The organism is Serinicoccus chungangensis (assembly GCF_006337125.1).
GTDB classification, from domain to species: Bacteria; Actinomycetota; Actinomycetes; order Actinomycetales; family Dermatophilaceae; genus Ornithinicoccus; species Ornithinicoccus chungangensis.
In genome coordinates this window covers 2,816,239-2,838,307 of record NZ_CP040887.1, presented here as the reverse complement: position 1 = coordinate 2,838,307, position 22,069 = coordinate 2,816,239, and the positions used below count along the sequence as shown (strand labels likewise).

Below are 22,069 nucleotides of genomic sequence, written 5' to 3'. Positions count from 1 at the left end.
CCGCTCGGGGCGTGGTCAGAGGTTGATCATGTGCCCGGCGATGCCGTGCACGGCCTCCTTGACGGCCTCGCCGAGGGTCGGGTGCGCGAAGACGGTGCGCGACATCTCGTCGGCGGTGAGGTCCCAGGTCTGCGCCAGGTTGAGGACCGGGAGCAGCTCGGTGACGTCAGGACCGATGAGGTGGGCGCCGAGGATCTCGTTGTACTTCGCGTCGGCGACGACCTTGACGAAGCCGATGCCGTCGCCCAGACCCATGGCCTTGCCGTTGGCGGAGAAGGGGAACTGCGCGGTCTTGACCTCGTGGCCGGCGTCCTTGGCCGCCTGCTCGGTGAGGCCCATCGAGGCGATCTGCGGGTGGCAGTACGTCGCGCGCGGGATGAAGGTGTAGTCCAGCGGCATGGTCTCGGCACCCGCGAGGGTCTCGGCGGCCACGATGCCCTGCGCCTCGGCGGTGTGCGCCAGCATGAGCTTGGCGGTGACGTCACCGATGGCGTAGACGCCGTCGACGTTGGTGCGCATGTAGTCGTCGATGGCGATGGCACCGCGCTCGGTCAGCTCGACGCCGACGTTCTCCAGCCCGAAGCCCTCGACCCGCGGCGCGAAGCCGATGGCGGAGAGCAGCTTGTCGGCCTCCAGCGTCTGGGAGTCCCCGCCGTCGGCCGGGGTCACGGTGACCTTGACGCCGTCACCGGTGTCCTCGACGTTCTCGACCTTGGTGCTGGTCATCATCTTGATGCCGAGCTTCTTGTACTCCTTGGCCAGCGCCTTGGAGATCTCCGGCTCCTCGAGGGGGACGATCCGGTCGAGGAACTCGACGATGGTGACGTCCACGCCGAAGTTGGCCATGACGTAGGCGAACTCCACACCGATGGCCCCCGAGCCGGCGATGACGATGGAGCCCGGCAGCTCCTCGTCGAGGATCTGCTCCTCGTAGGTCACGACGTTCTTGCTGACCTCGACACCGGGCAGCATCCTGGTGACCGACCCGGTGGCCAGGATGAGGTCGTCGAAGGTGAGTTGGCTGGTGTTGCCGTCGTCGTCCTTGACGTCCATCGAGGTGGCCGAGGTCAGCGTCCCCCAGCCGTCCACCTCGGTGATCTTGTTCTTCTTCATGAGGTAGTGCACGCCCTTGACGATGCCGCTGCTGACCGAGCGGGAGCGCTGGAAGGTCGGCCCGTAGGACATGGTGGCATCACCCTCGATGCCGTACTTCTTCTTGTCGTGCTGGAGCAGGTGCGCGATCTCCGCGTTGCGGATCAGGGCCTTGCTCGGGATGCACCCGACGTTGAGGCAGACACCGCCCCAGTACTTCTTCTCGACGACGGCCACCTTCTTGCCCAGCTGGGACGCGCGGATCGCCGCGACATACCCGCCGGGACCGGCGCCCAGGACAACAACGTCATAGTGATCGGCCATGGGACCACACTATGCCGTCCCCGGGGGCGGTGCGGCCCCGGGGGACGGCGTGGTGGCGGGCCCGCGACGGGGCGTCAGTCCTCGACGATCTCGCCCTCGGCGATCTCCTCGGCGATCTCCTCCTCGGCCCGCTCCTCGTCGAACTCGTCGCGGGCCACCTCGGCCTCGGCGAGCATGCGGTAGAGGTCGCGGCGGGTGCGGTCGAGCAGCTCGGCGGCCTGCTGGTTGAGCTGGTCCTGGCCGGACTGGCCGACGGCCTGGGTCGCCATGGCGACGCTGCCGAGAGCCTTCCACAGGGTGCCGGCGCTGCCGCGTCGGTCGCCCCCGGGTCCGCGCGAGGAGTGGCGGTGGCGGTCCTGGTGCCCGCCGTGCCCTCGTCCGCCCGGGCCGCGGCCCCTCCTGGAGGAGCGGTCCTGCGCCCACGGGTCCTCCGGCTCCTCGCCGCCGGCCCACCCCTGGGGAGGCAGGTCCTCGGCGGCCGCACGGCCGGCCTCGGTGAGCTCGTAGGCACGTCGCCCGTCGACGTCGGTCTGGGTGACCAGGCCCTCGTCCTCCAGCAGCGAGAGCGCGGGGTAGATCGCGCCGGAGCTGGGCCGCCAGGCGCCGCCGGAGCTCTGCTCGATCTCCTGCATGAGCTGGTAGCCGTTCATCGGCTCGCGCTGCAGCAGGTGCAGCACGGCGTTGCGGACGTCACCGCGGCGGGCGCGGCGCGGGCCCGGGCCGGGACCCGGGGCGCCGCCCTGGGGGCCGAAGAAGCCGCCGCGGCGACCGAAGCCCTGCGGGCCGCCTCCCGGACCGAAGGGGCCGCCCTGCGGCCCGAAGACCTGACCGAGGATGCCGTTCGGGCCGAAGATCTGGTCCTCGAAGGAGCCGAAGCCCCCGTTGCTGTGTCGAGTCATGAGTGTCCTCCTGGGGTGGATGCTGTCGTCAGCCACAAGAATAACGCGACGTGTCTCGATACGTCAACGATATATCGAGAACTGTCGTCCACGGTGTGCCTCACGTCACATCGCCCGCCTGGGGTTGACGTGGCGGCATGTCGCGGGGTTGTATGGCCTCATGCAGTTCTCCGCTCTCGTACTTATTACCTAGGGACGCGCCGCCGGCCGATCCTCGCCATCGACGCGTCCTCCCCTCGCCAGCCCGACCGGGCCGAGGGGTTTTTTGTTGCCACAGCCCAGCCCTCCCGGACGTCAGGAAGACCCGCACATGACCGCGACCCACATCTCCGACGGGGCCACCGACACCGCACCCGGTGACAGCGGTGGCCGGTCCACCGGCACCGCGCGGCGCACCGGCGCCGAGGCCCTCGTCGGGACCCTCGAGCGCCTGGGTGTCGAGCACGTCTTCGGCCTGCCCGGGGGAGCGGTGCTGCCCCTCTACGACGCGCTCTACGGCGCGAAGGTCCGGCACATCCTCGTCCGGCACGAGCAGGGCGCCGGGCACGCCGCCCAGGGGTATGCCGCCGCCACCGGCCGGGTGGGCGTGTGCCTGGCCACGTCCGGCCCGGGTGCGACCAACCTCGTCACGTCCCTCGCGGACGCCAACATGGACTCGGTGCCGATGGTCGCCATCACCGGCAACGTCGCGAGCAGCGCCATCGGCTCGGACGCCTTCCAGGAGGCGGACATCCGGTCGATCTCCATGCCGGTGACCAAGCACTCCTTCCTCGTCACCGACCCGGACGAGATCGCCGCCACCGTCGCCTCGGCCTTCCACATCGCCTCCACCGGGCGCCCCGGCCCGGTGCTCGTCGACGTCACCAAGGACGCCCTGGTGGCCCTCGCCGACGAGACCCTGCTGCAGCTGCCCATGCCGGGGTACCGGACGCCGAGCGCCCCCGCGCCGGAGGCGGTCCGGGACGCCGTCGAGCTCATGCTCACCCACCGGCGTCCCGTGCTCTACGTCGGCGGCGGGTGCCTGCGGTCCAACGCCGCGGAGCAGGTCCGGCAGCTGGCCGAGCTGACGGGCATCCCCGTGGTCACCACCCTCATGGCCCGGGGCGTCTTCCCCGACAGCCACCCCCAGCACATGGGGATGCCCGGCATGCACGGGAGCGTCTCCGGTGTGGCGACGCTGCAGAAGTCCGACCTCATCATCAGCCTGGGCGCGCGCTTCGACGACCGGGTCACCGGGGCCAAGCACACCTTCGCCCCGGACGCGACCATCGTCCACGCCGACATCGACCCCGCCGAGATCGGCAAGAACTTCCCCACCGCGGTCGGTCTCGTCGGCGACGCCCGGGAGACCATCGGCCTGCTGCTCACCGAGTGGACCCGGCGCACCGCCGCCGGGGCGGCCCCGCAGCACGAGGCGTGGGTCCGCCGGTGCCGCTCCTGGAAGGAGCGGTACCCGCTGGGCTACGACACGCCCGCCGGCGGCGCGCTGGCGCCGCAGCTGGTCATCGAGCGGCTGGGCGCGATCTCCGGCCCGGACACGATCTTCGCCGCCGGCGTCGGCCAGCACCAGATGTGGGCCAGCCAGTTCATCACCTACGACGAGCCTCGACGCTGGCTGAACTCCGGCGGGCTCGGGACCATGGGGTATGCCGTGCCCGCCGCCATGGGCGCCAAGGTGGGCATGCCGGACGCCACCGTCTGGGCGATCGACGGGGACGGCTGCTTCCAGATGACCAACCAGGAGCTCGCGACCTGCTCGGTCGAGGGCATCCCCATCAAGGTGGCCATCATCAACAACGCCGCCCTCGGGATGGTCAAGCAGTGGCAGGCGCTGTTCTACTCCGAGCGCTTCAGCCACTCCCAGCTGCCCTCGATGCAGGTGCCGGACTTCGCCACGCTGGCCACGGCCTACGGGTGCGTCGGCCTGCGCTGCGAGCGCGCCGAGGACGTCGACGCCACCATCGAGGCGGCGATGGCGGTCGACGACCAGCCGGTGGTCGTCGACTTCCGGGTCAGCCAGGACGCCATGGTCTGGCCCATGGTCGCCGCCGGGACGAGCAACGACGACATCCAGCACGCGCGCGACGTGCGACCCGACTTCGGGGAGGACGAGTGACCCTGCTGTCCGACTACCCTCCACGTGACCCGGGGCTTCCCACGCCCGCCCCCGCCTACCGACCGCACACCCCCGAGCAGCACCCGACGAAAGGCACCACCATGAGCGACGCCGCTCGCACCCGCCACGCCCTGTCCGTCCTGGTCGAGAACAACCCCGGGGTGCTGGCCCGGGTCTCGGTCCTCTTCGCGCGGCGCAACTTCAACATCGACCACCTGGTCGTCGGCCCGACCGAGGACAACAAGGTCAGCCGGATGACGATCGTCGTGAACGTCAACGCCGAGCAGCTGCACAAGGTCACCAGCCAGCTCGACAAGCTGGTCGAGGTCATCCACATCGAGGAGCTGGAGGACGCCGACGTCATCCGCACCCAGCTCTGGCAGATCAACGACAACGGCCCGCGCCCCGTCGGCGCCATGGCCGCTGCCGCCTTCTAGACCCGCACCGGACGCGCGCCCGGTCCGCACCGGACGCGTGGGCCGCCCGGCCCACGTCATACCCCCACCCCGAGCCCCACAGGAGACACCCACCCCATGGCCACGATGTACTACGACGACGACGCCGACCTCTCGCTCATCCAGTCCCGCAAGGTGGCCGTGCTCGGCTACGGCAGCCAGGGCCACGCCCACGCGCTCTCGCTGCGCGACTCGGGGGTCGACGTGCGCGTCGGGCTCGCCGAGGGCAGCTCCAGCAGGGCCAAGGCGGAGGCCGAGGGGCTGCGGGTCCTCACCCCGGCCGAGGCCTGCGCGGAGGCCGACCTCGTCATGGTGCTCGTGCCCGACCACGTGCAGCGGCTGGTCTACCGCGACGCGATCGAGCCGAACCTGAAGGACGGCGACGCGCTCTTCTTCAGCCACGGCTTCAACATCCGGTTCGGCTACATCGAGCCCCCCGCCGGCGTGGACGTGTGCATGGTCGCACCGAAGGGCCCGGGGCACCTCGTCCGCCGCGAGTACGTCGACGGGCGCGGCGTGCCGGTGCTCGTCGCCGTCGAGCAGGACGCCTCGGGCGAGGCCAAGGCGCTCGCGCTGTCCTACGCCTCGGCGATCGGCGGGCTGCGCGCCGGGGGGATCGAGACGACCTTCACCGAGGAGACCGAGACCGACCTCTTCGGGGAGCAGGCGGTGCTCTGCGGCGGGATGAGCCAGTTGGTGCAGTACGGCTTCGAGACGCTCACCGAGGCCGGCTACCAGCCCGAGGTCGCCTACTTCGAGTGCCTCCACGAGCTCAAGCTCATCGTCGACCTCATGTACGAGGGCGGCATCGCCAAGCAGCGCTGGTCGGTGTCGGACACCGCGGAGTACGGCGACTACGTCTCCGGCCCGCGCGTCATCGACCCGCGGGTCAAGGAGAACATGCAGGCCGTCCTCGACGACGTGCGCAACGGCGCCTTCGCCCAGCGCTTCATCGACGACCAGGACCACGGCCGCCCGGAGTTCGAGCAGCTGCGCGCGAAGGGCGCCGAGCACCCGATCGAGGGCGTGGGCCGCGAGCTGCGCGGGATGATGGCCTGGGTCAAGGGGCACGAGGCGGACAGCGACTACGTCGAGGGGTCGGCCGCCCGTGGCTGAGGTCGACGTCAAGCCGCGGTCCCGGGACGTCACCGACGGCCTGGAGAAGACGGCCGCCCGCGGCATGCTCCGCGCCGTCGGGATGGGTGACGAGGACTGGGTGAAGCCGCAGATCGGCGTCGCCAGCAGCTGGAACGAGATCACCCCGTGCAACCTCTCGCTGGAGCGGCTCGCCAAGGCGGTCAAGGACGGCGTCCACGCCGCCGCGGGGTACCCGCTCGAGTTCGGCACGATCTCGGTCTCCGACGGCATCTCCATGGGGCACGAGGGCATGCACTACTCCCTCGTCTCCCGCGAGGTCATCGCGGACTCGGTCGAGACGGTCATGTCGGCCGAGCGGCTGGACGGCTCGGTGCTGCTGGCGGGCTGCGACAAGTCGCTGCCCGGGATGCTCATGGCCGCCGCGCGCCTCGACCTGGCCTCGGTCTTCGTCTACGCCGGGTCGATCCTGCCCGGTCGGGCCCGCCTCTCCGACGGCTCGGAGAAGGAGGTCACGATCATCGACGCCTTCGAGGCGGTCGGGGCGTGCTCGCGCGGGCTCATGTCGCGCGCCGACGTCGACGCCATCGAGCGGGCGATCTGCCCCGGCGAGGGCGCCTGCGGCGGGATGTACACCGCCAACACCATGGCGGCCGCGGCCGAGGCGCTCGGTATGTCGTTGCCCGGCTCCGCGGCGCCGCCGGCGACCGACCGGCGCCGGGACGGCTTCGCCCGGCGCAGCGGCGAGGCCGTCGTCGGGATGCTGCGCCAGGGCATCACCGCCCGGCAGATCCTCACCCGGGAGGCCTTCGAGAACGCCATCGCGGTGACGATGGCGTTCGGCGGGTCCACCAACGCGGTGCTGCACCTGCTCGCCATCGCCAACGAGGCCGAGGTCGAGCTGAGCCTGGACGACTTCCGCCGGATCGGGGCGAAGGTCCCGCACCTGGCCGACGTCAAGCCGTTCGGTCAGCACGTCATGGTCGACGTCGACCGGATCGGCGGCATCCCGGTCGTCATGCAGGCGCTGCTGGACGCCGGCCTGCTGCACGGCGACGTGCTCACGGTGACCGGGCGGACCATGGCGGAGAACCTCGCCGACCTCGGAGCGCCGCCGCTGGACGGCACGGTGCTGCGGGCGATGGACAACCCCATCCACGCCACCGGCGGGCTGACGATCCTCGACGGGACGCTGGCGCCCGGTGGGGCGGTGGTGAAGTCGGCCGGCTTCGACTCCGACGTCTTCGAGGGCACCGCGCGCGTCTTCGACGGCGAGCGGGCCGCCATGGACGCCCTCGAGGACGGCACGATCGCCGCCGGGGACGTCGTGGTCATCCGCTACGAGGGGCCCAAGGGTGGTCCGGGGATGCGGGAGATGCTCGCGATCACCGGGGCGATCAAGGGTGCCGGGCTCGGCAAGGACGTGCTGCTCGTCACCGACGGGCGGTTCTCCGGCGGCACCACCGGGCTGTGCGTCGGGCACATCGCCCCGGAGGCGACCGAGGGTGGCCCGATCGCCCTCGTGAAGGACGGCGACCCCATCACGCTCGACGTGGCCGACGGCCACCTCGACCTGGGGGTCGAGGAGGCGGAGCTGGAGCGTCGGCGCGCCGCGTGGTCGGCGCCGGAGCCGCCGGAGCGCGCCCGTCGGGGCGTGCTCGCGAAGTACGTCGCGCTGGTCCGGTCCGCCGCCGAGGGGGCCGTGACGCACTGACCCGGTGCGACGAGTCATCGCGGGCCGGCCCTGGCGCACCGGGGCCGGCCCTCGGTGCGTCAGCCGGGCTCAGCCGCGGTCCGGGTCGTGCAGCTCCTCGATGACCCGGCGCAGCTCTTCCTCGACCTCGGGGTCGACCGCGCGGGTGGCCAGGTCCTTCTCGAGCAGCGCGTCGACCAGCTCGGAGACCCGGGTCTCGATCTCCTCGAAGGCGGCGTCGAGGTCCTCCCTGCCCTCCAGCGAGGTGAGGTCGTCCCAGTCCACCTGGTGCAGACCGTGGGTGGGCATGTGGACCTTCTCCTCCTCGGTGAGCCCCATGGTCACCACGAGGTCGGAGGTCAGCACGAGCGTGCCGGTCATCGGGGTCACGGTGAACTCGGTGGGGTCGAAGCCCCTGTCCCGCAGCAGGTCCTGGATCTCCGGGCGGATCTGCTCGCCGGGGGTCACCCCGCCGGAGCGGGCCCGGACGAGGCCCCCGCCGCGGCCGTTCGCGATGACGGCGGCGACGTGGCTGCGGCCGGTGTTGGCGTCGTCGACGAAGAGCACCTGGGTGACGTGGGCGAGGTCGATGCCGCGCTCGCGCGCCCGCTCGGCGAGCAGCTCCTCGGCCCGGCGCTGGACGAAGACGGTGAGGAACTCGTCGAGGCTCGCCCGGCGCTCCAGCTCGCCCCGGGCCTGGTCCACGGCGGCCTCGACGTCCTCCGCGGACAGGGTTCCGTCGTACCTGCTCACCAGCGCGCGGCGCAGCATGTCGATCTCGTGCGGGTCTGCCTCAGCCATGGGGTCAGCCAACCACCGTCGCGGGGGCCGGGGCGTGACGTGCGGATGACGGGCGGGCGGACGCTGGCCGACGAACGGGTGACGCCGCTCAGCGCAGCCCGCGGTAGCGGGCCATCTGGGTCAGCCGGTCCCGGGCGTCCTTGCGCAGCAGGGCGGTGAGGAAGTGCGGGGTGCGGGAGCGCGCCTGCAGGTCCTGCCAGCTGTCCTCGACCACGAAGGCCACCTCCGCCCTGCTGAAGACCCCCGCGAACACCGTCACGAGCTCGTCGACGACGGCCGACACGGCGGCGGGCGCGGTCACGGACATGACGGGAGCCTGCCACCCCCAGGTGTCGCCGAGGTGTCGGCCGGGTGACGGCACGACGGAGGCTGCGCGGCGGGTCGAGGTCAGGCGGTCTCGGCGTGCATGGCCCGCACCCACTCCGCCTTGACCGAGCGCCACTCCTCGTCCGTGGAGCCCCGGTGCCAGTAGGGCGAGCAGGACAGCAGCGCCGGGTCGACGAGGGCCCGGTGGAGCAGGTGCCGGCGCACCGCCCGGATGGACCCGGCCTCGCCGTGGACGAAGGCGCTGAGCCGACCCGGGGGCAGCGGCGTCGCGGCCAGGGTGTCGACCAGGAGCCGGGTCGGGTCCGGGTGCCCCTGCCGGTGGACGTAGACGACCCGCAGGTCGCCGGGGGAGTCCAGCGTCAGCTCCTCCTCGGGTCCGTCGACCTCGACGAGCGCCAGGACGGGGCGGCCCGTCGGCACAGACTCCAGGCAGGCCGCGACGGCCGGCAGGGCGCTCTCGTCGCCGACGAGGAGGTAGGCCTCCGCCGTCTCCTCCGGCGGGGAGTAGTCCCCCGCCGGTCCGCGCAGCTGGACCCGGTCGCCGGGAGCCGCGTGCCGGGCCCACCGACCGGCATACCCCACCTCGCCGTGGACCGCGATGTCCACGGCGAGCTCGCGCCGGCGCGGGTCCCAGGAGCGGACGGTGATGCGTCGGGGGTAGGGGCGGCGCTCGCGCGGCAGGTCGCGGACCGCCTCGGTGTCGAACGGCGGCTGGTAGCCGGCCTCCGGGGGGAGGAAGAACATGTTGACGTAGGAGTCCGCGAACGTGGGCTCGGCGAAGTCGTCGAGCCCGTCGCCGCCGAGGACGACGCGGACGAGGTGGGGGGTGAGCTGCTCGGTGCGCACGACCGTGCCGTACATGGATCTCCTTCAGACGTGTATTAGGCAAGGGTAGCCTCACCAAATTCACCGGCCGGCCACCGGGTGGCTGTGGCCCGGCCGCCGCCTGGCGGCACGCGGCGTGGTGCATGACAGACTTCCGCCCATGCCGCCGCGCCTGCTGGACGAGATCCTCGCCGACCCCTCCGGGCAGTCGTGGGCGATCCTGTGGCGCGAGGGGAAGGACGAGGTCGAGGTGCTGGCCGGCGAGGTGACCGACCTCGAGCGGCTCGCCGAGATCCCCCGGCCCCACGCGGAGGCGCCGGTGCTGGCCATGGTGCCGTTCCGGCAGATCGCCGAGCGGGGGTTCGACGCCCGTCAGGACGACACGCCGCTGCGGGTGCTGCGGCCGACCCGCACCGAGCGCGTCGGTCTCGAGGAGCTGGTTGCGGCGCTCCCGGACCACACGGTGGAGCTGGCCGGGGAGCACTTCAGCGTCGAGGACGCCGACTACGCCCGCACCGTCGGGCGCGTCATCGAGGAGGAGATCGGGGAGGGCGAGGGGGCCAACTTCGTCATCCGCCGGGACGTCCTCGCCCACTGCGAGGGCGACCACGCCGTCGCGGCGCTCACTTGGCTGCGCTCGCTGCTCGTCGACGAGCGCGGTGCCTACTGGACCTTCGCCGTGCACACCCCCGGGCACACCCTGGTCGGCGCGACGCCGGAGCGGCACGTCAGCGTGCGCGACGGCCGGGTCTGGATGAACCCCATCTCCGGCACCTTCCGGCACCCGCTGGACGAGGCCGAGGTGGAGCCGGAGTTCAGGGCCTTCGTCAAGGACACCAAGGAGACCGAGGAGCTCTTCATGGTGGTCGACGAGGAGATGAAGATGATGGCCCAGATCTGCGCCGACGGCGGGCGGATCACCGGGCCCTACCTCAAGCAGATGGCGCACCTCACGCACACCGAGTACCTCCTGGACGGGCGCAGCGACGCCGACGTCCGCGACGTGCTGCGCACGACGATGTTCGCGCCCACCGTCACCGGCTCGCCGATGGAGAACGCCTGCACCGTCATCGCCCGGCACGAACCCACCGGCCGCGGCTACTACTCCGGGGTGCTCGCCCTCCTGGAGGAGGACGACGAGGGCGGGGAGACGCTGGACGCGCCCATCCTCATCCGCACCGCGCACGTGCGCGGCGACGGCACGGTGTCGGTGAGCGCCGGGGCGACCCTGGTGCGGCACAGCGACCCGGTGTCGGAGTGCGCCGAGACCTCGGCCAAGGCGCGCGGGGTGCTCGCCGCGCTCGGGCTGCGGCCGCGGCGCGACCTCGGGTACGCCGTCGACCTCGGCTCGCTGCCCGGTGTCGCCGAGGACCTGGCCGCCCGCAACGACACGCTCGCGCCCTTCTGGCTCAGCCCTCAGGGCTCCCGCCCCGACCCCGACCTGCTGGGGCGTCGCGTGCTGCTCGTCGACGCCGAGGACACCTGGACCCAGATGCTCGCCCACATGGTGCGCCACCTGGGGATGGTGCCCGAGGTGCGCCGCTGGGAGGGCGTCGGCGTCGACGAGGTCGCCGGGGAGGGGTCCGGGTACGACCTCGTGCTGCTCGGGCCCGGGCCGGGCGACCCGACCGACCTCACCGACCCGCGGATCGCCCGGCTGCACGGGCTGCTGGAGGCCCGCCTCGAGGCGGGCCTGCCGGTGCTCGCGGTCTGCCTGTCCCACCAGGTGCTGGCCACGACGGCCGGGCTGCGGGTGTCCAAGCTGCCCGCGCCGAACCAGGGGGTCCAGCTGCCGGTCGACCTGTGGGGCGAGGTGCACCGTCTCGGCTTCTACAACACCTTCGTCGCCCGACCGGGCCCGGCGACCCTGCGGGGGCGCCCGCTCGAGGTGGCGGTGCACGAGCCGGACGACGCGGTCGTGGCGCTGCGCGGCGACGGGGTGGCCTCCATCCAGGGCCACGCGGAGTCGGTGCTCTCCCGGGACGGCCTGCGCGCGCTGCACGGCCTCGTGCGGCACGCCCTGGGTCAGGGCCTCCTGCGGCGCACGTAGAGCTGCTTGCGGACCCGGGCGACCACGGTGCCCGTCCCGTCCTCGGCGACCACCGGGGTGTCGAACCACCGCAGGACCGGTCGGCCGGACTCCGCCTCCGCCCGCAGCTCGTCGAGGACCGCCTCGGAGAGGTCGAAGGTGGCGACCACCGGGCCGCGACCGGGGGAGACGAACTCGATCTCGGCCGCCCGGTCCCACACGACATACCCCGGTCCGAGGCCCCGCAGGACCATCATCATCCAGAAGGGGTCGGTCATGGAGAAGAGCGAGCCGCCGAAGAGCGTCCCCACGTAGTTGCTGGTCAGCGGGCCGTGCGCCAGCCGCACCCGCACGTGCCGCAGGTCCTGCCCCATCGACTGCACCCGGATGCCGGAGCAGAGGAAGGGCGGCCAGAGGTTCATGCCGAGCCGGAGCGCTCGGGGGGAGGTGGCCAGCGCCTTGAGCCGGCCGATCTGCTGCGGGGGGCGGGCGAGGGTGGAGGGTCGGCTCACGCCCTCACTGTAGGTCGTCCCGCAGGTCCCCCGGACACGCGAAAGCCGCGGGTGTCATCAGGGCAGACCCGCGGCTTGTCGCGTGGCCAGGGGCGGGGTCGAACCGCCGACCTTTCGATTTTCAGTCGAACGCTCGTACCAACTGAGCTACCTGGCCGGAAGTAGTGATCCGGCGTGGCCCCCGGATCTCTCCGGTGACCACGCCGCTCCTACTCTGCGACCCCGACGGGACTCGAACCCGCGACCTCCGCCGTGACAGGGCGGCGCGCTAACCAACTGCGCCACGGGGCCTCGATTTCAGGTCGAGACCTGGTGCATCCCCAACGGGATTCGAACCCGTGTTACCGCCGTGAAAGGGCGGGGTCCTAGGCCACTAGACGATGGGGACCTATCCGTTGAGGACGACGATGAGCATACGTGATGGCGACGGGATGGACCAAAACGGTCCGCGCCGCCCGCGTCGCCGGGGCTCACAGCGCCGACGCCGGGTCCCGGGCCCACTCCAGCAGCCGCTCCAGCGGCCACGTGTTGACCACCCGGTCGGCGGGCACGCCGTGGCGCACCGCCCGCTCGCAGCCGTAGTCGAGGAAGTCGAGCTGGCCGGGGGCGTGGGCGTCGGTCGAGACGGCGAACAGGCAACCCGTCTCCACGGCCAGGTCGAGCAGCGCGCCCGGCGGGTCCTGGCGCTCGGGCCGGGAGTTGACCTCCACGGCCGTGCCCGTCCGCGCGCAGGCCTCGAAGACGGCAGCCGCGTCGAAGTCGCTCGGCGGGCGCGCGCGGGAGCCGCTGCGGGCGCCCCGGTCGCCCTGCCTCGGCATGACCCGGCGGCCGGTGCAGTGCCCGAGGACGCTGGTGAGCGGGTTCTCCACCGCGGCGACCATGCGCCGGGTCATCGCGGCCCGGGCCATGGTGAGCTTGGAGTGCACCGAGGCGACCCGCACGTCGAGCTCGCCCAGCAGCTCCTCGTCCTGGTCCAGCCCGCCGTCGTCGAGGATGTCCACCTCGATGGCCTTGAGGAGCGTGAAGCCCGGTGCGGTCTGCGCGGTGACGGCATCGACGACCTGCAGCTGACGGCGCAGCCGGTCGGCCGTGAGGCCGCGGGCCACGGTGAGGCGGGGCGAGTGGTCGGTGAGCGCGAGGTAGTCGTGCCCCAGCTCCATCGCGCTGGCCACCATCTCCTCGATGGGGCTGCCGCCGTCGGACCAGTCGGAGTGGCTGTGCAGGTCGCCCCGCAGCAGCTCGCGCAGCGGTTCCCCGCCGGTGGCCAGCGGGGTGCCGGCCCGGGACTCGAGGTCGGCCAGCTTGTCCGGCGTCTCCCCGCGCACGACGGCCTCGATGACGGCCGAGGTCGAGGGGCCGATGCCGGCCAGGTCGCGCAGCGTGCCGGCGTCCACCCGCCGACGCACCTCGTCCTCCCCGAGGGGCAGGATGACGGCCGCCGCCTTGCGGTAGGCCTCCACGCGGCGGGTCTCGGCGCGCTCGCGCTCGAGCAGGAACGCGATCCGGCGCAGCACGTCGACCGGCTCGGGGCCGCCCGGTGCGTCGCTCATGCGTCCACTCTAGGCGCCCTCACCCGCTCCCTCCTGGGCACCGGCCGGACCGGCCCGGGCCGGGAGGGCGCCGGTGGGACGGGGCCACCGGCATACCCTGCTGGCATGGGCACCCTCCACGCGGCCAGGTTCGCCGACCTCGACGCCAGGACGCTGCACGACCTGCTGCGGCTGCGCGTGGACGTCTTCGTCGTGGAGCAGCAGTGCCCCTACCCCGAGATCGACGGCCGGGACGTCGAGCCGACGGCCGAGCACCTGTGGATGGACGTCGACGGGCAGGTCGCGGCGACCGTGCGCACGCTGGTGGACCCCGACGGCACCCGCCGGCTGGGGAGGGTGGCCACGCACCGCGACCACCGCGGCCACGGGTATGCCGCCCAGCTCGTCCGCGAGGGGCTGCGCCGGCTGGGCGACGGGCCGGTCCACATCGGCGCCCAGGCCTACCTGGCGGACTGGTACGCGCGGCTGGGGTTCGTCCGCAGCGGGCCGGACTACCTGGAGGACGGCATACCGCACCTGCCGATGACGCGCGGCTGAGTCAGCGGCGGGGCTGCTTGCGGAAGTCCTCGCCGAGGTACTCCAGGGCGAGCCGGGCGTACACCTGCTGCTCGGTGACCGTGCGCTCGGAGCGGTCACGGCCCACGAAGCTCACCGCCCAGTGCATCAGCGTCGCCAGCTGGCTCTTGAAGCCGATGATGTAGAAGAGGTGCACCGCCAGCCAGGCGACCCAGGCGGGGTAGCCGGTGAGCTCGATCCGGCCGCGCTTCATCACCGCGCGGAAGCGCGAGATGGTGGCCATCGAGCCCTTGTCGAAGTACTCGAACTCCTGGCCGGTCTCCTCCCCGCGCAGCCGCCGCAGGATCTGGTCCGCCGCGTGCCGCCCGCCCTGGATGGCTCCCTGGGCGACGCCGGGGACACCGTCCACGGCGGCGAGGTCACCCACGACGAAGACCTCGGGGTGCCCGGGCAGGGTGAGGTCGGGCAGGACCTTGACCCGGCCGGAGCGGTCGAGCTCGGCGCCCGCCTGCTCGGCGACCTTGCGACCCAGCGGGTTGCCCTGGACGCCGGCGGCCCACACCTTGGTCTGCGCCTCGATGCGCTCCTGGCTGCCGTCCTCGGTGGACTCCAGGACGACCCCGCCCTCGTCGACGTCGACGACCTTGCGGCCGAGCTTCACCTCGATGCCGATCTCGGTGAGGCTGCGCTCGGTCTTGGCCGCCAGGGAGTCGCCGAAGGGTGCGAGGACCTGGTCCACGGCGTCCACGAGGATGATCCGGGCCTGCGTGGGGTCGATGTGGCGGAACTCCTTGCGCAGCGTGCGCTTGCTGAGCTCGGCCAGCTGCCCGGCCATCTCCACGCCGGTGGGCCCGGCGCCGACGACCACGAAGGTGAGCAGGCGGCGCACGTCGTCGGTGCGGCCGGAGGCGGCGGCGAGCTCGGCGAGCTCGAAGGCGCCGTAGATGCGGCCGCGCAGCTCCAGGGCGTCGTCGATGGACTTCATGCCCGGGGCGTACTCGGCGAAGTGCGGGCTGCCGAACCAGGACTGGTTGGCGCCGGCGGCGAGGATGAGGCTGTCGTAGTCGTAGACCATGTCCTGGCCGGCCGTCACAGCGGTCACCGAGCGCTCGTCGATGTCGATGCTCTTGACGTCGCCCAGCATGACCGTCACGTTGTCCTGGCTGGCCAGCACGTCCCGGGTGGGCGGGGCGATGACGCCCTCGGAGAGGATGCCCGTGGCCACCTGGTAGAGCAGCGGCTGGAAGAGGTGGTGGCCGGTGCGGGCGACCATGAGCACCTGCACCGCCGGGTCGGACAGCGCCTTGGTGGCGAACAGGCCACCGAAGCCGGAGCCGATGATGAGGACGCGGTGGGGGGAGGTGGCGGACGACTGGGGTGCCGGGGCGGACGGTTGGGGAGCGCTCATATGTCTAGTGAACAACAGATCCGCACCGCAGGATTCCGCCGCAGCCCCGTGGTCCTCGTGGAGACGACGAGACCTTGCTCACGGTGCGAGGATGGGGGGATGAGCTCGCTGGAGACCCGCCCGGACGAGGTGACGTGCGGGGACGGCCCGGCCCCGGAGGGGCAGGTCACCGTCCTCGCCCCGCGGGAGGTGCCGCTCGGCGGGCCCCGGGCGATGCGGGTGCGCCGCACCCTCCCGGCCCGCGGGCGGACCATGATCGGGGCCTGGTGCTTCGTCGACCACTACGGCCCCGACGAGGTGGGACGGTCCGGGGGGATGGTCGTGCCGCCGCACCCGCACACGGCCCTGCAGACGGTGTCCTGGCTGTTCAGCGGTGAGATCGAGCACCGCGACTCCACCGGGGTGCAGGCCGTCGTCCGCCCGGGTGAGCTCAACCTCATGACGGCGGGTCGGGGGGTCTGCCACTCCGAGGTGTCCGTCACCGGTGACGAGCCGCACCTGCGGGTGCTCCACGGGGCCCAGCTGTGGGTCGCGCTGCCGGCCGCCGACGCCGGGGTGGAGCCGTCGTTCCAGCACCACGCGCCCGAGCCGTGGACCGTCCCCGGCGGGCGGGTCAGCGTCTTCCTGGGCACCCTCCGCGTCGACGGGGAGCAGCCGCGCTCGCCGGTGGCGACCTACACCCCGCTGCTGGGTGCGGAGGTGGTCCTGGACCCCGGGGCACGGGTCCGGCTGGTGGTGGACGCGGAGCACGAGCACGGGGTGCTCGTCGACCACGGCACGGTGGCCGTGGGGGACGCGGTGGTCGAGCGCGCCGAGCTGGGCTACCTCGCCCCGGGGCGCGCGGAGCTCGAGCTCGCGGCGGGTGACGAGGGTGCCCGGGTGCTGCTCCTCGGGGGCCCGCCCTTCGGCGAGAAGATCGTCATGTGGTGGAACTTCATCGGCCGCTCCCACGAGGAGGTCGTGCAGGCGCGCGAGCAGTGGCAGGCCGAGCTCGGGCACGAGAGCGAGGGCCGGTTCGGGGCCTTCTCCTACCCCGGCGGCGAGTCCCTCCCCGCCCCCGAGCTGCCGCAGGTGCGGCTGCGCCCGCGGGGCTGAGGCGTGGCGGGCGAGGTCCTGCTGATCGACCACCTCGACAGCTTCACCTACAACCTGGCCGACCTGCTGCACCGTGTCCTGGGGCGTGCTCCCGTGCTGTGGCGCCACGACCACCCGGCCACCGCGCAGGACCTGCGGCAGTTCGCTGCCGTGGTCATCGGACCCGGGCCCGGGCGGCCCCAGGTCGAGAGCGACCTCGGTCTGTCCGGGCTGGCGCTGCGTCAGCGGGAGGTCCCGGTGCTGGGGGTGTGCCTGGGCCACCAGGGGCTGGCCCACGTGGCGGGGGAGACGGTGGCGGAGATGGAGCTGACCCGGCACGGCATCGTCAGCCCGGTGGTGCACGACGGGCGTGGTCTCTTCGACGGCGTACCCTCGCCGCTGCAGGTCGTCCGCTACCACTCCCTGGAGGTGGTCGACCCGCTGCGCTCGGCGCTGGAGGTCACCGCCCGGGCGCTCGACGACGGGTGCGTCATGGCGCTCGCGGACCCCGACGGGGCGTCCTGGGGCGTCCAGTTCCACCCGGAGTCCGTGCTGTCCGAGCACGGCGAGCGGGTCGTGGCCAACTTCCTCGCGCTGGCGGGCGTCCGGACGGCGGCGGACGCGGGCGGCGCCGCCGTCGCCGTCGGCGACACGCTGCGGCCGCAGGAGCACCGTCCCGGGGGGCGCCGGGTGCGGCTGCGCGCCCGGTTGCTCCACGACGACGCGGCCCGGGTGCCCGTCCCCGAGCTGCACGAGCGCCTCGTCGGCGGGGCGCCGAGCTCGGTCTGGCTGGACTCCTCGGACGGGAGCGGCTGGTCGCTGCTCGCCGACGGGCGGGGGCCGCTGTCCCGCGAGCTGACCCACCGGGTGGGCGAGGGCGCACCTCTATTGGACCGGGTGGACGCCGAGCTGGACGCGTGGGAGCTGGAGGTCGCGGACGAGCGGCCGGGCGAGGTGCCGTGGCGGCCCGGGCTCGTCGGCTGGATCGGCTACGAGGTCAAGGCCGAGACCGGCGCCGACCCGGCCGGCCCGCACCGTTCGCCGTGGCCGGACGCCTGGTTGCTCCTCGCCGACCGTGGCGTGGTGCTCGACCACCGCACCGACCGGGTCTGGGCGGTGTGGATCGAGGACGCGGCGACCGCGGGTGAGCAGGCGCGGTGGGCCGACGAGGTGGGCGCCGTCGTGGAGATGGCGACCGGGCCACCGGCGGCGACGGCCGCCGACCCGGTGGGCGACCGTCCAGGAGCCCCGCCCCCGGCCTGGACGCCGGACGACGACGAGGCGGGGTACCTCGCCAAGGTGCGCCGCGCCCAGGCCCAGATCGCGCGCGGCGAGTCCTACGAGATCTGTCTCACCACGGCATACCGCACGAGCGCGTCGGAGCTCGACGAGGGCGAGCTCTACCGGGCGCTGCGGGAGGTGTCGCCGGTGCCGCACGGCGCCTGGCTGCGCGCCCCCGGCCTCAGCGTGCTGAGCGGGTCGCCCGAGCGGTTCGTGTCGGTGGACGCCGGCAGCCGCACCGTCGAGGCGCGGCCGATCAAGGGCACCCGCCCGCGCGGCGGCAGCGCCGAGCAGGACGCCGCGCTCGCGGCCGACCTCGCGACCGCGGTGAAGGACCGGGCCGAGAACCTCATGATCGTGGACCTGCTGCGCAACGACCTGCACCGCGTGTGCCGCTCCGGCAGCGTGCACGTGCCGCAGCTGTGCGCGGTCGAGACCTACGCCACCGTGCACCAGCTCGTCTCGACGGTGCGGGGCGACCTGGCCCCGGGGATGGGTCCGGCGGACGTGCTGCGGGCCTGCTTCCCGGGCGGCTCGATGACCGGCGCGCCCAAGGTGCGCACGATGGAGATCCTCGACGACCTGGAAGGGCGGGCGCGGGGGGTCTACTCCGGGGCGATCGGGTGGATCGGTCTGGACGGGTCGATGGACACCTCGATCGTCATCCGCACCCTCACCCGGGGGCCGGACGGCGACCTCGCCTTCGGCGTGGGTGGTGCGGTGACCGCCCTCTCGGACCCGCAGGAGGAGTATGCCGAGACGCGCGCCAAGGCGCAGGCGATGCTGAGGGCGGTCGACCGGGCTGCGGGGGCGGCTGGGGTGCGGGCGGAGGGCACGGCCCGCGCGTGAGGTCAGTCCGGCTGGTCCGGGCCGATGAGCCAGATCCGCACCGGCTCCCTCCCGGGCACGCCCGCCAGCGTCAGCAGGAGACCGTCCTCGCGCTGCTCCCAGGTGGAGAGGGTGACGGCGTGCTTGTCGTGCAGGGCGCGCAGGACGCGGCCGAGGTTGCCGGGTGCGGCACCTCCCACGAGGAAGGTCGTGGAGTCGGCCATCCGCAGGCGTCCCACGCCCTGGATGGGACCCGGCGTGATCCCCCGGACGGGGACCCGGCGCGCGACGAGCCCGGGCAGCTGCAGCTGCAGGTGCCGGCTGAGGCGCAGCTGGGCCGCCGCCTCGTCCCGGCGGTCCCACCGCTCCCGCTCCGGGTCGCCGGGCAGGTCGTCCCATGCCATGCCCCCAGTGTGCCCGACGTATCGTGAGATGCATGACGAGTCAGCCAACGATCACCCTCACCCACGACGTCACCATCCCCCAGCTCGGCTTCGGCACCTTCCAGGTGGACGAGAAGGAGACCCAGCGGGTCGTGGAGGCGGCGCTGGAGGCGGGCTACCGGCACATCGACACCGCTGCGGGCTACTACAACGAGGCCGGCGTGGGCGCCGCGCTGCGGGCCAGCGGCCTGGCCCGGGACGAGGTCTTCCTCACCACCAAGCTGCGCAACGGCGACCAGGGGCGCGAGCGGGCCCGGACGGCCTTCGAGGCCTCCCGCGAGGCGCTCGGCGTGGACGCCGTGGACCTCTACCTCATCCACTGGCCGGTGCCGAGCAAGGGTCTCGCGGCGCAGACCTGGGAGGTCTTCGAGGAGCTGCACGCCGAGGGCGCGGCCCGGGCGATCGGCGTGTCCAACTTCCTTCCCGACCACCTCGCCGCCCTGCTGCGGGACGCGTCGGTGACGCCCGCGGTCAACCAGATCGAGGTCCACCCCTCCTTCCAGCAGCCGCAGACCCAGCAGGCCTCCCGCGAGGCCGGGCTGGCGGTCGAGGCCTACGCGCCCATCGGCCAGGGCGCCGACCTCGAGCTCGCGCCGGTGACCGAGGCGGCGCAGGCGCACGGCGTCAGCCCGGCACAGGTCGTCATCCGGTGGCACCTGCAGGAGGGCCGCATCGTCATCCCCAAGTCCGCGACCCCGGAGCGCATCGTCTCCAACGCCGACGTCTTCGGCTTCGAGCTGGACGAGGCGCAGATGAGCGCGATCAGCGGTCTCGACACGGACGAGCGGATGTTCCCGGACCCGCAGACCGCGGAGTTCACGCAGTTCCGCAGCTGAGCGCACGGCACACGCGGGCGGGCGCCGCCTAAGTCGTGCGCAGGGCGTCCGGTGAGTCGTCCCCGGACATGACGACGGCCCCGCCGGGTCACAGGTCCAGCGGGGCCGCGCTCACCCCGGACCGGTTGCAGGCACGGTCCGGGGGAGTGTGTGGCGAGATCAGACGGACTTGATGGCCGAGATCTCGAACTCCAGGGTAACCTTCTCGGCGACCAGGACACCACCCGTCTCCAGCGCGGCGTTCCAGGTGAGGCCGAAGTCCTTGCGGTTGACGACGGTGGAGCCCTCGAAGCCGATGCGCTGGTTGCCGAACGGGTCGGTCGCGGCTCCAGCGTACTCGAAGTCGACGGTGACGGGGCGGGTGACGTCCTTGATCGTCAGGTCGCCCGTGACGCGCAGCGTGCCGTCGTCCACCGCGGTGACCTCGGTCGAGGTGAAGGTCATCGTGGGGTAGTTCTCGACGTCGAAGAAGTCCGGCGAGCGCAGGTGCCCGTCCCGGTCCGCGGAGCGCGTGTCGACCGAGGCGACCTGCATGGTCAGCTGCACGGAGGCGTCCTGGAGGCCGGGGCCGGTGGTGGCGCTGCCCTCGATCTCGTTGAAGGCGCCGCGGACCTTGGTGACCATCGCGTGCCGGGTCGAGAAGCCGACACGGCTGTGCGAGGGGTCGATGGCGTAGGTGCCGTCCAGGTCGTGCAGGGAGGTGGAGGTGGGGGTGACGTCGGTCATGAGGAGTCCTTCCCGAGTAGTTGATCGGTCAACTGTCACTGTAGTTGTTGTTGACGTGTCACGCAAGTGTTAGTGTGGACCCATGCCCACCGCACCCGCCGCCCCCTGGCTCGACGAGGACGAGATGCGTCTGTGGCGCGCCTGGCTGCGCGTGCAGACCGAGCTGCCGGCAGCCATGGGGAGGGCGCTCCACGAGGACAGCGACCTGTCGTTGCAGGACTTCGAGACCTTGGTGCGGCTCTCGGAGTCGGGGGAGGGACGGCTGCGCGTGTCGGCGCTGGCCGACGAGATGCACTGGGAGCGGTCGAGGCTCTCGCACCACCTGCGCCGCATGGGCGCCCGTGGGCTGGTGGAGAAGGTGGAGTGTCCGGAGGACGGCCGCGGGTCGTTCGTGGTGCTGACCCCGGCCGGTCGGGAGGCCCTGGAGGGCGCCGCTCCCGACCACGTACGCACGGTCCGTCAGGTCTTCCTCGACGGGATGAGCGCGCAGGAGCGCGACGCTCTCCTGCGGGTGCTCACCCGCGTGCTGGACCGGGTGGACCCGGCCTGAGCTCACGGTCCGGGGCCGGCTCGATCGTCAGGTGCCGGATGACGCCGTAGTCGGTGAGGAAGCGCTGGCGCAGGGTGGCGGTCCCGCCCGGGAAGGCTCCGTCGATGCGGACGAGGACGTCCACGGTCCGGTCGTCGACGACCGTGTGGCCGAGCAGGGTGGTGGTGTGCTCCACGGCGGTGGCCGACTCGATGACCCACTCGGAGACCGCGTCGATGCCCGTGTGCGTCCTGCCGTCGTCCTCCACCACCGCGTCCGGGGCGAAGAGGGCGGAGGCGTCGGCATACCGGCCGGTGTCGCGCGCGGTCAGGTAGGCGCGCACCAGTCCGGGGAGATGGTGGGTCTGCTCGGGGTCGAGGGTGGGTGTCACGGGTCCCCTCCGTCGCTCGGGTCCCTCCCAGTATGGGTGCCCGGTCCGACAGGTGCTCGGACCCTTCTGCCCTCGGTACACAGTCTTGTGATGTACCGATAGTCAGCAACACTGAGTAGACGGGATCGGCGGTGGGCAGGCAGTCGACGGAACCGAGTTCTGGAGGACCTGGAGCGTCCTCACCGAACGACTGGACCAGCTCCGAGAGGATGGTGCGTGAGCATGGCGGCACGCTGGATCGAGAGGGTGACCGGCCCGTGGTCGCAGAAGCGGCGGTACTGGCGGAAGAGCAGGGAGATCAGCGGGTAGGAGAAGGCGG

The 22,069-nt window shown here is 72.7% G+C and carries 21 protein-coding genes and 3 tRNA genes; 10 read left to right on the top strand and 14 right to left on the bottom strand.

What is annotated here, in order from left to right; all coding sequences use genetic code 11:
* Window positions 1–15 precede the first annotated feature (15 nt).
* The gene (gene lpdA / locus FHD63_RS13030) at window positions 16–1,416 is read right to left on the bottom strand and encodes a dihydrolipoyl dehydrogenase (protein ID WP_139722398.1); all 1,401 of its coding nucleotides are present in this window, start codon (window positions 1,414–1,416) and stop codon (window positions 16–18) included.
* A 74-nt stretch (window positions 1,417–1,490) separates the two neighbouring features.
* Window positions 1,491–2,315, bottom strand: a complete 825-nt coding sequence (locus FHD63_RS16310) for a PadR family transcriptional regulator (protein ID WP_202978381.1) — start codon at window positions 2,313–2,315, stop codon at window positions 1,491–1,493.
* Between the two features lie 310 nt (window positions 2,316–2,625).
* Between FHD63_RS16310 and FHD63_RS13020 the strand changes: the two genes are divergently transcribed.
* From FHD63_RS13020 to ilvD, 4 genes are all read left to right on the top strand, one after another.
* A complete protein-coding gene (locus tag FHD63_RS13020) occupies window positions 2,626–4,431 on the top strand; it encodes an acetolactate synthase large subunit (RefSeq protein WP_202978380.1) in 1,806 nt (601 codons plus the stop codon).
* Between the two features lie 101 nt (window positions 4,432–4,532).
* Window positions 4,533–4,868: an acetolactate synthase small subunit gene (gene ilvN, locus FHD63_RS13015; RefSeq protein ID WP_139722397.1), complete on the top strand. Its 336-nt coding sequence runs from the start codon at window positions 4,533–4,535 to the stop codon at window positions 4,866–4,868.
* Window positions 4,869–4,964: 96 nt separating this feature from the next.
* Window positions 4,965–6,002 (top strand): ketol-acid reductoisomerase, encoded by a 1,038-nt coding sequence (gene ilvC, locus FHD63_RS13010; protein ID WP_139722396.1) that lies wholly within the window; start codon window positions 4,965–4,967, stop codon window positions 6,000–6,002.
* Window positions 5,995–7,695 (top strand): dihydroxy-acid dehydratase, encoded by a 1,701-nt coding sequence (gene ilvD / locus FHD63_RS13005; protein ID WP_139722395.1) that lies wholly within the window; start codon window positions 5,995–5,997, stop codon window positions 7,693–7,695. The genes ilvC and ilvD overlap by 8 nt, the downstream gene beginning before the upstream one ends.
* 69 nt (window positions 7,696–7,764) lie before the next feature.
* Here the strand turns inward: ilvD and FHD63_RS13000 are convergent, their stop codons facing one another.
* The 3 genes from FHD63_RS13000 to FHD63_RS12990 form a co-directional block, all read right to left on the bottom strand.
* Window positions 7,765–8,475, bottom strand: a complete 711-nt coding sequence (locus FHD63_RS13000) for an arsenate-mycothiol transferase ArsC (RefSeq protein ID WP_139722394.1) — start codon at window positions 8,473–8,475, stop codon at window positions 7,765–7,767.
* 88 nt (window positions 8,476–8,563) lie between these two features.
* A complete protein-coding gene (locus FHD63_RS12995; protein ID WP_139722393.1) occupies window positions 8,564–8,782 on the bottom strand; it encodes a three-helix bundle dimerization domain-containing protein in 219 nt (72 codons plus the stop codon).
* 80 nt (window positions 8,783–8,862) lie between these two features.
* Entirely contained in the window at window positions 8,863–9,663 is an 801-nt protein-coding gene (locus FHD63_RS12990) for a siderophore-interacting protein (RefSeq protein WP_139722392.1), read from the bottom strand.
* A 124-nt stretch (window positions 9,664–9,787) separates the two neighbouring features.
* Here FHD63_RS12990 and FHD63_RS12985 point away from each other — a divergent pair, with 124 nt between their 5' ends.
* Window positions 9,788–11,677 (top strand): chorismate-binding protein, encoded by a 1,890-nt coding sequence (locus tag FHD63_RS12985; RefSeq protein WP_139722391.1) that lies wholly within the window; start codon window positions 9,788–9,790, stop codon window positions 11,675–11,677.
* Here the strand turns inward: FHD63_RS12985 and FHD63_RS12980 are convergent.
* The 5 genes from FHD63_RS12980 to FHD63_RS12960 form a co-directional block, all read right to left on the bottom strand.
* On the bottom strand, window positions 11,653–12,168 hold the full coding sequence (locus tag FHD63_RS12980; protein WP_238705667.1) for a DUF4442 domain-containing protein: 516 nt from the start codon (window positions 12,166–12,168) through the stop codon (window positions 11,653–11,655). The genes FHD63_RS12985 and FHD63_RS12980 overlap by 25 nt on opposite strands.
* A gap of 83 nt (window positions 12,169–12,251) precedes the next feature.
* Window positions 12,252–12,325 (bottom strand) — tRNA-Phe (locus FHD63_RS12975).
* A 60-nt stretch (window positions 12,326–12,385) separates the two neighbouring features.
* A tRNA-Asp gene (locus tag FHD63_RS12970) sits at window positions 12,386–12,459 on the bottom strand.
* 24 nt (window positions 12,460–12,483) lie between these two features.
* Window positions 12,484–12,556, bottom strand: a tRNA-Glu gene (locus FHD63_RS12965).
* Window positions 12,557–12,638: 82 nt separating this feature from the next.
* Complete coding sequence (locus FHD63_RS12960) at window positions 12,639–13,718, bottom strand: PHP domain-containing protein (protein ID WP_139722390.1); 1,080 nt, start codon at window positions 13,716–13,718, stop codon at window positions 12,639–12,641.
* Between the two features lie 105 nt (window positions 13,719–13,823).
* On the opposite strand from FHD63_RS12960, the gene FHD63_RS12955 reads away from it, so the two are divergent.
* Entirely contained in the window at window positions 13,824–14,255 is a 432-nt protein-coding gene (locus FHD63_RS12955) for a GNAT family N-acetyltransferase (RefSeq protein ID WP_139722389.1), read from the top strand.
* A 1-nt stretch (window position 14,256) separates the two neighbouring features.
* Here the strand turns inward: FHD63_RS12955 and FHD63_RS12950 are convergent, their stop codons facing one another.
* Window positions 14,257–15,642, bottom strand: coding sequence for an NAD(P)/FAD-dependent oxidoreductase (locus FHD63_RS12950; protein ID WP_139722388.1), 1,386 nt, complete (start codon window positions 15,640–15,642; stop codon window positions 14,257–14,259).
* A gap of 99 nt (window positions 15,643–15,741) precedes the next feature.
* Here FHD63_RS12950 and FHD63_RS12945 point away from each other — a divergent pair, with 99 nt between their 5' ends.
* A complete protein-coding gene (locus FHD63_RS12945) occupies window positions 15,742–16,737 on the top strand; it encodes a pirin family protein (protein ID WP_139722387.1) in 996 nt (331 codons plus the stop codon).
* A gap of 3 nt (window positions 16,738–16,740) precedes the next feature.
* Window positions 16,741–18,846 carry an aminodeoxychorismate synthase component I gene (gene pabB / locus FHD63_RS12940; protein ID WP_139722386.1) on the top strand — a complete coding sequence of 702 codons (2,106 nt, stop codon included), beginning with the start codon at window positions 16,741–16,743 and terminating at the stop codon, window positions 18,844–18,846.
* Between the two features lie 2 nt (window positions 18,847–18,848).
* On the opposite strand, the gene FHD63_RS12935 is transcribed toward pabB, so the two are convergent.
* Window positions 18,849–19,229 carry a hypothetical protein gene (locus FHD63_RS12935; RefSeq protein ID WP_139722385.1) on the bottom strand — a complete coding sequence of 127 codons (381 nt, stop codon included), beginning with the start codon at window positions 19,227–19,229 and terminating at the stop codon, window positions 18,849–18,851.
* A gap of 32 nt (window positions 19,230–19,261) precedes the next feature.
* Here FHD63_RS12935 and FHD63_RS12930 point away from each other — a divergent pair, with 32 nt between their 5' ends.
* Complete coding sequence (locus FHD63_RS12930) at window positions 19,262–20,104, top strand: aldo/keto reductase (RefSeq protein WP_139722384.1); 843 nt, start codon at window positions 19,262–19,264, stop codon at window positions 20,102–20,104.
* A 159-nt stretch (window positions 20,105–20,263) separates the two neighbouring features.
* Here FHD63_RS12930 and FHD63_RS12925 read toward each other — a convergent pair whose 3' ends face one another.
* Complete coding sequence (locus FHD63_RS12925; RefSeq protein WP_139722383.1) at window positions 20,264–20,830, bottom strand: YceI family protein; 567 nt, start codon at window positions 20,828–20,830, stop codon at window positions 20,264–20,266.
* An 82-nt stretch (window positions 20,831–20,912) separates the two neighbouring features.
* Between FHD63_RS12925 and FHD63_RS12920 the strand changes: the two genes are divergently transcribed.
* Window positions 20,913–21,380 carry a MarR family winged helix-turn-helix transcriptional regulator gene (locus tag FHD63_RS12920; RefSeq protein ID WP_170215609.1) on the top strand — a complete coding sequence of 156 codons (468 nt, stop codon included), beginning with the start codon at window positions 20,913–20,915 and terminating at the stop codon, window positions 21,378–21,380.
* Here FHD63_RS12920 and FHD63_RS12915 read toward each other — a convergent pair.
* On the bottom strand, window positions 21,346–21,750 hold the full coding sequence (locus FHD63_RS12915) for a nuclear transport factor 2 family protein (RefSeq protein ID WP_139722382.1): 405 nt from the start codon (window positions 21,748–21,750) through the stop codon (window positions 21,346–21,348). The genes FHD63_RS12920 and FHD63_RS12915 overlap by 35 nt on opposite strands.
* Window positions 21,751–22,069 lie beyond the last annotated feature (319 nt).